Here is a 2,894-nt window from a genome sequence, read left to right as displayed (position 1 = left end):
CAAAATAAAAATATTTTATCTAAAGATATTCCTAAACGATGCTCTATTTTTTCTTTAATATTATTCATTATTTATTCTCATTTTATGAAATATGACGATTCTTCTGATTTTATTATGCTAACGGGAGTATCCAATTTTTGTAAAGATATACAATCTTACAGATAATTTCAGTCGAGATATAATCTTTCACTACAAGAATTTATAACCTTCATTTTATCGTGCGTAGTGTCATCCTCAAACAAGTTACATCAGATTATAACCTTGATGAGTATAATAAAACAGGGTTTATTGTCGAACAAAACAGTGTAGAAAAGATATTTTTAAACTCAGATAGTACTGAATTTGAACACAAGTCAAAAGATAGTTTATGCAGATGTATTTTTCTATTTTTAAAAATGCAGATGTTATAAATTAACAGTTTGAATTTAACCTAATACCTGCTACCCGATACCTGATACCTATTAAAATTTAACCCATGAGTGCGTAACGTCAGTTAATAATACTGATAACTATTGACTGATATTAACTTTTGCTCGGTTGCTGAGCGTAGTCGAAGCATTGCCTCTTGTCTTTCAACAACAATTTTTGCACCTTAACAAAACGAGAATTGCTATATCGTCGGCATCAAAAGAAGATATTTTGATTATTTATGGTGTTTAAGAATACATCGATCGAACTAAAAAACAATAATTTTGCTATGTTTAAAATAGATAAATTCTTAGCTATTTAAGATTTTATTAAGACAAGGTTAAAGATAGATTAACTTATCCAAAAAGATTCATTTGGGGGCAGGTTAATATTGAATTAATTACAGTAAATTTTAAGCAAAATATGTATAATTTTTATGAATATAACCATGACGCAAAATACAGTACTTGATGTGGGAAAACAAGTAGTAGCAATTCCTCATAAAGTTTTACAAGGTTTATTAGGAAAAAAAATATCAGGTAAATTAATTATAATAGATCCCATCGATCGAGATATACAATGGATAGTATATTTAGGCAAAGGAAAAATTCATTTTGCCACCAGTGTATCGAGAAAAAGAGAAAGACTTAACTATCTTTTATCTCAAGGTTTTAAACAACATAATTTTTATATTCCCCAAGAATTAGAAGACGATTATCAATTTATTTATAAACAATGGCAGGAAAAACATTTAGACTCCCATGAAGTCAGAGAAATTTTATTTTATCTGACTCAAGAAGCCTTAATTTGTTGTTTAGCCTTACCCAGAGCGGAGGTAAAGTATGAGAAGATAGTAGGATTAGATCCTCTTATTCTCAACAAAAGTGCAAAATCCCTTGTAGAGTCGGAAAAAAGTCAGATTCGGGGATGGGCGCAAATTAGGGGGAACATTAGTTCTCCTTTTGTGCGTTTTGCCGACAGTGATTGGCATTCTCTTAAATCCTATTTTGCCGATGATGTGCCTCAATGGCAACGATTAGAAAAATTAAAACCCTATTTAGATGATCACTGTAGCTTATACGAAATTGGAACTCACTCAGGAGAAAAGGTTTTAGACTTGGGGATGTTATTTCAACCCCTAGTTAATCTCAATCTAATTAACATCAAGCCTCCTCAACATAGCACGATCGAGACTGTAAAAAAACCCTTGATTGCCTGTATCGATGATAGCCAAGCCATACAACGCATCGTCAAAATGACTTTAATTGCAGGAGGTTTTGAAGTTGTTAGTATTACCGAACCAGCTAAGGCGATGAGTATGTTTGTTCGTCAAAAACCTGACTTGATTCTCATGGATATTAATATGCCCGACATTGACGGTTATAAATTAGCGTACATGATGCGTCAGTCAGAATTACTCAAGGATATTCCCATTCTGATGTTAACAGGTAGAGACGGAGTACTCGATCGAGTCAAAGCCAAAATGATTGGTGCGGTTGGTTATATTTGCAAACCCTTCAATCCTCAAGAATTAATCCAAAGTATCAACGACAACATTCAAAAAGAGGCATAAAATCACCATGAAAAAAATATTAGTAGTAGATGACTCTAAGTCACAACAAAAGTTAGTTAACGGCTTATTACAGAATATGGGAGTAGAAATAACCTTAAGAGATAACGGAGAGTCAGCCTTACAGTGGCTGGAAGAAAATGGGCAACCCGACTTAATCTTAATGGATATTGTCATGCCAGATATGAGTGGTTTAGACGTTTGTAGGCATATCCGCAAAGAAATGAATTATAAAGCAGTGCCGATAATTTTTCTTTCTACAAAAGACGAAGATTTCGACAAATTTTGGGCATTAAGACAAGGAGGAAATGCTTATTTAACTAAACCTTATTCTCCCACAGATTTAATCAATACTGTCAAAAGTTATTTATGATTATATCCTCGTAAAACAGGCATCTTGCCTGTATTTTTCTAAATTTAAATTCTCAATTAATTAAGATTATGGATTACTTTATTATCGAGTTAATCGAAAGAAAAAAAGTCGCAATTCCTTTAAATCAAGTGCAAGAAGTTATCAATATTAACTATAGTGATATTTGCCCTATTCCGGGGGTAAATAATAATTTACTAGGGGTAACAAATCATCGAGGGAATTTTTTATGGATATTGGAATTATCAAATTTATTATTTAATCAATACTTACCGAATTTTGCTTTAAATACTATTTTGCTGACAAAAATTCAGCACAATAACTTCTTAGGCTTAGTGGTGCAAAAACTAGGAGAAATTAAAACTTTTTCTGATGTAGATAAATCCCTTAGAGATAGTGTAATTAACATTAATCCTAATTATTATCAAGGGATAATTCCTGATACAGAAGATATACCAATTCTTAATTTAGCTAATGTGCAAAATAGCCTTAATAGTTAATTTTAATAATCTTACTGTTTTCTAGTAAAGCCTTTAACTCTTTTTC

At 31.7% G+C, this 2,894-nt stretch carries 3 protein-coding genes; all 3 read left to right on the top strand.

Going from position 1 to position 2,894, the window contains the following annotated elements; all coding sequences use genetic code 11:
* Window positions 1–856 precede the first annotated feature (856 nt).
* Window positions 857–1,981: a response regulator gene (locus ACN4EE_RS22610; RefSeq protein WP_431708774.1), complete on the top strand. Its 1,125-nt coding sequence runs from the start codon at window positions 857–859 to the stop codon at window positions 1,979–1,981.
* 7 nt (window positions 1,982–1,988) lie between these two features.
* Window positions 1,989–2,351 (top strand): response regulator, encoded by a 363-nt coding sequence (locus ACN4EE_RS22605; protein ID WP_431708773.1) that lies wholly within the window; start codon window positions 1,989–1,991, stop codon window positions 2,349–2,351.
* Window positions 2,352–2,419: 68 nt separating this feature from the next.
* On the top strand, window positions 2,420–2,848 hold the full coding sequence (locus ACN4EE_RS22600; protein WP_431708772.1) for a chemotaxis protein CheW: 429 nt from the start codon (window positions 2,420–2,422) through the stop codon (window positions 2,846–2,848).
* Window positions 2,849–2,894 lie beyond the last annotated feature (46 nt).

Origin of the sequence: Geminocystis sp. CENA526, assembly GCF_050753365.1 — a bacterium.
Taxonomy (GTDB): domain Bacteria; phylum Cyanobacteriota; class Cyanobacteriia; order Cyanobacteriales; family Cyanobacteriaceae; genus Geminocystis.
Note: the sequence above shows the minus strand (reverse complement) of the source record. Positions and strands in the feature narration are given on the sequence as shown.